Source organism: Nostoc sp. 2RC, from assembly GCF_014222165.1.
Classification (GTDB): domain Bacteria; phylum Cyanobacteriota; class Cyanobacteriia; order Cyanobacteriales; family Nostocaceae; genus Nostoc; species Nostoc linckia.
The window spans coordinates 1-7,029 of sequence record NZ_JACKZU010000407.1 but is presented as its reverse complement, the minus strand read 5'-3'; the positions used below and the strand labels follow the sequence as shown (position 1 = coordinate 7,029).

Annotated in this window: 5 protein-coding genes; 4 read left to right on the top strand and 1 reads right to left on the bottom strand. The window is 39.1% G+C overall.

The genetic code is table 11. The features are described from left to right. Positions 1-222 precede the first annotated feature (222 nt). The gene (locus GNE10_RS29935) at positions 223-1,203 is read right to left on the bottom strand and encodes a VOC family protein (RefSeq protein WP_185569397.1); all 981 of its coding nucleotides are present in this window, start codon (positions 1,201-1,203) and stop codon (positions 223-225) included. A 445-nt stretch (positions 1,204-1,648) separates the two neighbouring features. On the opposite strand from GNE10_RS29935, the gene GNE10_RS29930 reads away from it, so the two are divergent. The 4 genes from GNE10_RS29930 (at position 1,649) to GNE10_RS29915 (ending at position 6,947) form a co-directional block, all read left to right on the top strand. After that, complete coding sequence (locus GNE10_RS29930) at positions 1,649-2,461, top strand: SDR family oxidoreductase (RefSeq protein WP_099067764.1); 813 nt, start codon at positions 1,649-1,651, stop codon at positions 2,459-2,461. A gap of 279 nt (positions 2,462-2,740) precedes the next feature. Then, a complete protein-coding gene (locus tag GNE10_RS29925) occupies positions 2,741-3,685 on the top strand; it encodes a cation diffusion facilitator family transporter (RefSeq protein ID WP_185569395.1) in 945 nt (314 codons plus the stop codon). Positions 3,686-3,703: 18 nt separating this feature from the next. Continuing rightward, the gene (locus GNE10_RS29920) at positions 3,704-6,097 is read left to right on the top strand and encodes a glycoside hydrolase family 15 protein (RefSeq protein ID WP_185569394.1); all 2,394 of its coding nucleotides are present in this window, start codon (positions 3,704-3,706) and stop codon (positions 6,095-6,097) included. A 409-nt stretch (positions 6,098-6,506) separates the two neighbouring features. Beyond that, entirely contained in the window at positions 6,507-6,947 is a 441-nt protein-coding gene (locus GNE10_RS29915) for a cupin domain-containing protein (RefSeq protein WP_185569393.1), read from the top strand. Positions 6,948-7,029 lie beyond the last annotated feature (82 nt).

Sequence of the window (7,029 nt, the reverse complement as noted above, 5' to 3'; positions counted from 1 at the left end):
GGAGGGGTCTTGTCTATGTGTTGCATTATTTTTTCAAATTGGTATAAGTAAAATCAAGTTTTTATAGAAAGATAGCGTGAAACCCCGTGCATTTATGCCGGGGATGAAACGCTTTTGTATAGGCAGGCAAGAGGCAATAGGCAACAGGGTTATAAAAGAATAAAGTGTACGGAATTTTGTTCAAAAATCAAATAGGATTCTTATTGTAGAGAATCCATTTTATTAGGCAATTAATAAGATTGTATGTCCGTCAGGGTCTTTAACTAGACAACCTTGCCGATAAGGAAATGAATTCTCAGTTAACTGTACAAGTGGCGATATAAACTGAATTCCATCACGCTGTAGCTTATTTATTAACGACTCAAGATTATTCACAACTAGCTGAATTTGCATCGTTGCAATATCGCAACTTTTCCAATCACTCGGTATGGGACGACCTTTAAAGGGCAAAATATAATCTAGTAGTTCAATTCCTACACCACCTTGGATTGGTCGCAGTGCTGTAATTTGGACTTTGGCATCTGGCAAATTATCCAAGCGAGTTTGAGTTAAACGCCAGTTAAGGCTACGGCTATGGATTTGCATTCCTAAGAGGTCGTGGTAAAAGTGTAGACTTTGTGCGGTGTTAGAAATAGCGATCGCACTATGATCGATTCCCAAAAACAAGCGATGTCTACCGACAAGCCGCTTTGCATCTACGCTTTTTTGATGCCATTTATCTTGTCCTTTATCAGCAGGAAACCAGATTAACTCTAAATCATGTCCATCGGGGTCTTTAAACTTAAAAGCACGGATACCAGCAGATGCTTGATTATCTGGTGGTATTGTTTGCGGCGCAGTGGATATCGGTTCAATGGAAAATGAACGCAGATGAGTATAAGCCCGATCCATATCGCTGACTACAATGGCTAAATGTTGAAACCACAAATCATTACTTTGGGAATCGCTAGGAATGGGTTGAGAGTCGATGTTCAAATATTGCATCAACTCTATCAGTTCATCTCCTAATTGCAATGTGATGATGCGAATTTTTGCTCCGGCTACGTTTTGTAATTTGCTGTAATCCTGGCTTGCAACTGTAATATCGTTCGCTAGTTCAAAGCCGAGTGCCTTTGTATAGAAATTAAAAGAACGATCGCAGTTTGTCACTGTTAAACTAATAGCTCTAATTCTTTGTACGTCTACATCGATTTGACTAGACATATTTAATAGCCTTTGTACTTGCAAATTTTATAGAGATTTTAATCAATAAAATATCTTGAAAATTTTTTAGGAAATTGATTTTTTATTGAAAACATATTTTTTCTAGCTTCATGTTTTCAATATTGCATAAGATAATAAAAGTTAGTGGAAATTTTTATAGTCCTTTGGGAATAGTTTTTTATTCCTCCAAAAGTTGGAGGCGATCGCCACTTCAAACTCTTAAAGTAATCCCATAATCAAAATATCATCAAAAATCTCAGTGTTATGTATTTTTTCACACTGGTTATGATATCAATTGCCTGTCAAATTTACATCAATGCTTAATGACAATAAAGCTCTCAAAAGTAAATATTATCAGCCAATAGAGTTTAGAACTGGCTATTTGTTCTTACCCATGTTTCCTTACTGTACAGATAAACTTTCTTAACACCAAGCGTATTGTATTATGAGCTATTCTCCTTATTTACTTAAAGGTCAAAAAGCACTTGTAACGGGTGCTAGTTCTGGTATTGGTGAAGCCATAGCTCGCAATTTGGCATTGTGTGGTGCAGCAGTAGTGGTAAATTATCATTCTGAAGGCGAAGAAGCTCAAAAGATTGTTGACGATATTAAAGCTAATAATGGTGAAGCTTTTGCTGTTCAAGCTGATGTGAGTCAGGAAGACCAAGTAAAGGAAATGTTTCGGCAAACATTCCAGCAATTTGGAACAATTGATATTTTAGTAAATAACGCAGGTCTGCAAAAAGATGCACCTTTTGTAGACATGAGCCTTAATCAATGGAATACAGTAATTGGAGTCAACTTGACAGGACAATTCTTATGTGCGCGAGAAGCTGCAAAGGAATTTTTACGTCGGGGTGTGCGGCCACAAATTTCATCTGCCGCAGGTAAAATCATTTGCATTAGTTCAGTGCATGAAATTATTCCTTGGGCGGGTCATGTTAATTATGCCGCTAGTAAAGGAGGCATTAATATGATGATGCAAAGTATTGCCCAAGAACTTGCTCCGCACAAAATTCGCGTTAATAGTATTGCTCCTGGTGCAATCAAAACTCCAATCAATAAATCAGCTTGGGATACTCCACAAGCAGAGGCGAAGTTATTGCAACTGATTCCAGCTAAAAGAGTGGGTGATGTAGAGGATATTGCCAAAGCTGCTGTTTGGCTGGCTTCTGATGACTCTGATTATGTTAATGGCACAACACTTTTTGTAGATGGTGGTATGACCTTGTATCCAGGATTTACAGACAATGGCTAAAAGTGATTGGCAACTTCAACAAGAAAGGCAGAGGGCAGAAGACAGGAGGCAGAAGGAATACTGTTTTTGCCCTCTGCCCGTGACCAAAGGTAACAGGGGTCTCCAGTCCCCCACCATAATCTCTGATTTGGTGGACAAGAATTGAGCGGGGTTAAAGCTACGTTCAAATTTTTTCCTTCTGACCTCTGCCGTCTGCCTTCTTTACCGGTCAACACTCTAATGATTAATGACCAATGACCAATGACCAATGACCAATAACTAAATTTCCTTTTCATCTTCATGGCTTCAGATTCATCTAAAAAAACGATTTTTGCGGCGATGGGTGCTAACTTGGCCATCGCTATTACTAAGTTTATCGCTGCTGCTATTACTGGCAGTTCTGCCATGATATCTGAAGGTATTCATTCAGTTGTAGATACTGGGGATCAATTATTACTTTTGCTGGGAATTCACATGAGCCAGAAGCCAGCAGATGATAGACATCCTTTTGGTTATGGTCAAGAACTTTACTTTTGGACTTTAATTGTTGCTATTTTGATTTTTGCCATTGGTGGGGGGATGTCAATTTATGAAGGAATTACTCATTTAATAAATCCCAGTCCTTTAGAAAACCCGAAGTGGAATTATATTGTGTTGGTTATGGCAATATTATTTGAGGGCTTTTCTTGGACTATAGCTTTAAAAGAATTTTTACCAACCAAAGGTGAACAAAATTTCTGGCAAGCAATCAAAAATAGTAAAGATCCGACAGTATTTACCGTATTATTTGAAGATTCTGCTGCCATTGCAGGTTTATTGGTTGCTTTTTTGGGAATTTTGTTAGGACATTTATTGAATAATGTTTATTTTGATGGAATTGCCTCAATCATTATTGGCATTATCTTAGCTGTGGTGGCAGTCTTACTAGCAAGAGAAAGTAAAGGATTATTAGTTGGTGAAAGTGCCGATCCTCAAACTATAGCCAATATCCGTTCTTTATGCAAAACCCAATCAGGAGTCAAAGAAGTCATTCGCTTGCTCACAATGCAGCTTGCTCCCCAGGAAGTATTACTTAATTTAGAAATTCAATTTACTAAAAATCTTACAGGTGAAGAAATCGCATCGACTGTAGAGAATTTAGAAGCTAAAATTCGCCACAAACATCCAGAAATTAAATTAATTTTTATCGAAGCTAAATCTTTAGCGGCGACTCGAAAATCTGTTGAAAATGATGAAAAAAAATAATCGCAAAAATTTCAATACATGAACATTCTTAATCAAGCACAGGCTTTTGGTTCACCAGGAATCGATCCTCGCTGGACTCATGCTAATAAAGATGGAGTCGGAACAGCCTATTCTACCTCCAGTCGTGTGTGGTTTACAGTTTGGAATGGTATTATCACTGAAATCTACCATCCCACAGTAGACAAACCGCAAATTCGAGATTTGCAATACCTAATTTCTGATGGCAAAAGCTTTTTCCACGAAGAAAAACGCCATCTCGAATCAAAAGTAGAACGGATGTGGAATGATGGTTTGGGATACCGTATTACTAATTGCGATCGCCAAGGACGTTATACCATCATCAAAGAAGCGATCGCCGACCCGCATTTTTCTTGTATATTACAACACACAAAAATTACAGGAAAGCCGGAGTTTATTTCTCAACTCCAGTTATATGTTTTGTGTGCGCCGCATCTGCACGTCGGAGGTACAGGTAATAATGGTTACGCCATAGAAGTTGCTGGGTATCGGATTCTGACAGCCGAGAAACAAGGAAGATGGATAGCGTTGGCTGCTACAGTGCCATTTACCCGTCTTTCCTGCGGTTACGTCGGTCAAAGTGATGGTTGGACAGATTTAGCTGACAACTTTCTGATGGATTGGGAATTTGGTTGTGCTTTGGATGGTAACCTTGCTTTAACTGGACAACTCAATTTAGATGATAGTCACGAGTTTACTTTAGGGCTGGCATTTGGCACAAATTTGCACAATGCAGTTTCTACATTGTTTCAATCACTGAATATTCCTTTTGAACAGCAAAAGCAAAATTACATCGAACAGTGGAAGCGATCGCGGCAGGACATCAAAGCATTAGAAAAGATTTCCTATGACGATGGCAAGTTGTATCACAACAGTATTAGCTTACTTTTGGCACATGAAGATAAAACTTATCCTGGTGCGTTAATTGCATCTATAACTATTCCTTGGGGTGAAACCAAAAACGACCAAGACCAAGGAGGATATCATCTCGTTTGGACGCGGGATTTGGTAAGTAGTGTAGCAGGTTTGGTGGCCGCTGGAGAAAAAGATACAGCAGTGCGATCGCTAATTTATCTCGCTACCAGCCAGCAGGAAGACGGCGGATTTGCTCAAAATTTCTGGGTTGATGGCAAACCTTATTGGCAAGGTATTCAACTTGATGAAGTGGCATTTCCAATTTTATTGGCACGGCTTTTATACCGCGAAAATGTATCGCTAAATTTTAATATTTACCCGATGATTTTGCGGGCAGCAGGTTATTTAATTCGCCAAGGCCCTGTTACCCAACAAGAACGTTGGGAAGAAAACAGCGGCTATTCACCATCAACACTCGCATCGAATATTGCTGCCTTAATTTGTGCTGCTGAATTTGTGCGTGAAAATGGCGATATAGCAACAGCAAAATTCATCGAAGAATATGCCGATTTTTTAGAATGTCATATTGAAGATTGGACAGTTACCACCGAAGGAACTTTAGTGGCTGGTATCAAACAACATTATATTCGGATTACTCCTTCAGTTATCAATAATTCTCAACTCAATGAAAATCCTAACCAAGGAAATATTCTCATCAAAAATCACCCACCTGGTGAATCAGTAGAATTTCCCGCGAAGGAAATTGTCGATGGCGGTTTCTTACAATTAGTACGTTATGGAATTCGTAAACCTGATGACCCAATTATCGTTAATTCCGTCAAAGTAATTGACGCAATCTTGAAAGTAGATACACCAGTTGGCCCTTGTTGGCATCGTTACAATTACGACGGTTACGGGCAGCGAAAAAACGGAGAACCTTTTATCGGTTGGGGTAAAGGACGTGCTTGGCCTTTGTTGACAGGAGAACGAGGACATTATGAATTAGCTGTGGGTGGCGATGTCAAAACCTATATCAAAGCAATGGAAGGATTTGCTTCAGATACTTGTTTGTTACCAGAACAAATCTGGGATGAAACAGATAAACCAGATGCTTATATGTATTTAGGAAAACCAACAGGTTCGGCAATGCCTTTAATGTGGCCGCACGCAGAGTATATCAAATTGCTGCGGTCTACTGATGACGGTCGAGTATTTGATTTTATTCCAGAAGTAGCCAATCGGTACTTGGGTAAAAGAAACCAATGTAAATCATTAGAAATTTGGAAATTTAACCGTCAAATAAACAAAGTTAAAAGAGATTATACCCTACGAATTCAAGCTTTAGCAGCTTTTCAGTTACACTGGTCGCAAGATAATTGGCAAACCATCAAAGATACACCTGCCACTTCCACAAAATTAGGCGTGCATTTTGTAGATATTTCTGTTTGTAATGCACAACAATTAATCAGCTTTACCTTTTTCTGGATTGAAAGCAATAAATGGGAAAAGCGCGATTATCACGTTGTAGTTGTTGATTAGCAACTTTATTAAATATTAAAGCATAAATACAGCAGGCAAAAGGGTTGAAAATCTCTTGGTATAAGAGGATGTTTGAAAAGTCATGATTGATGTATCAAATATTTTTACCCTACCCTAACTTATAAAGGGGAGGGAACTAGATTTTATTGTTTCCCACCTTACCAAGGGGGGATTAAGGGGGGTAATTAAAATCACAGTTAACCACTTTTCAAACAAACTCTAAAAAAGAATAAAAATCTACTTATTACTCTGTCCCATTAATTTTGTGAAGTGAATTAACCTTTTTTCTTCTTTCTCTTTCTTTGCGTACTTCTCTGACGAGACGCTGCGCGAATGCGTACTTTGCGGTTAGTTCCTTAAAACACCACCTTTCCACAAATCAAATATAAATTCTATATGAGCCTTTTTTATGCAGAATCATCAATCCCACAACCCGACAATTAACTACTGGTATGTCTGGACTGACCGAGATGGTGTCACCCACCAATCCCGTCGTCAAATTCAGGACTTCATTCACAAAGGTATAGCACCGCATACCTCCCCTCAATGGTTGTCTCAATTGAAGCAAGCTGCTGCCACAGTCACCTTCACTGTATTACCAGTTGGATGGATTGGAGAGTGGCATGAAAACCCCAAACCTCAGTGGATTGTCCCCCTCTCAGGGCGTTGGTTCGTGGAGACTATGGACGGCCAGCGAGTAGAAATGGGCCCTGGCGAAATTTCATTTGGCGCAGACCAAAGTAGCAAAGAAGACACACAAAATCATAAAGGTCATCTTTCTGGAACAGTAGGCGATGTCCCAGCTGTCCTAATGATGGTGCAATTTGAAGAAACCCCAATTATGGAGTAGCTTTAGTAATTGTAATAAAAAGTACTCGTGTTTTTAAGTTGGGCATTGGGCATTGGGCATTGGGCATTGGGCAAGCAGGAAG

Excerpts from the sequence above, each read along its gene's own strand:
- GNE10_RS29935 (WP_185569397.1), bottom strand. The coding sequence starts at position 1,203 with ATGTCTAGTCAAATCGATGTAGACGTACAAAGAATTAGAGCTATTAGT.
- GNE10_RS29930 (WP_099067764.1), top strand. The coding sequence starts at position 1,649 with ATGAGCTATTCTCCTTATTTACTTAAAGGTCAAAAAGCACTTGTAACG.
- GNE10_RS29925 (WP_185569395.1), top strand. The coding sequence starts at position 2,741 with ATGGCTTCAGATTCATCTAAAAAAACGATTTTTGCGGCGATGGGTGCT.
- GNE10_RS29920 (WP_185569394.1), top strand. The coding sequence starts at position 3,704 with ATGAACATTCTTAATCAAGCACAGGCTTTTGGTTCACCAGGAATCGAT.
- GNE10_RS29915 (WP_185569393.1), top strand. The coding sequence starts at position 6,507 with ATGCAGAATCATCAATCCCACAACCCGACAATTAACTACTGGTATGTC.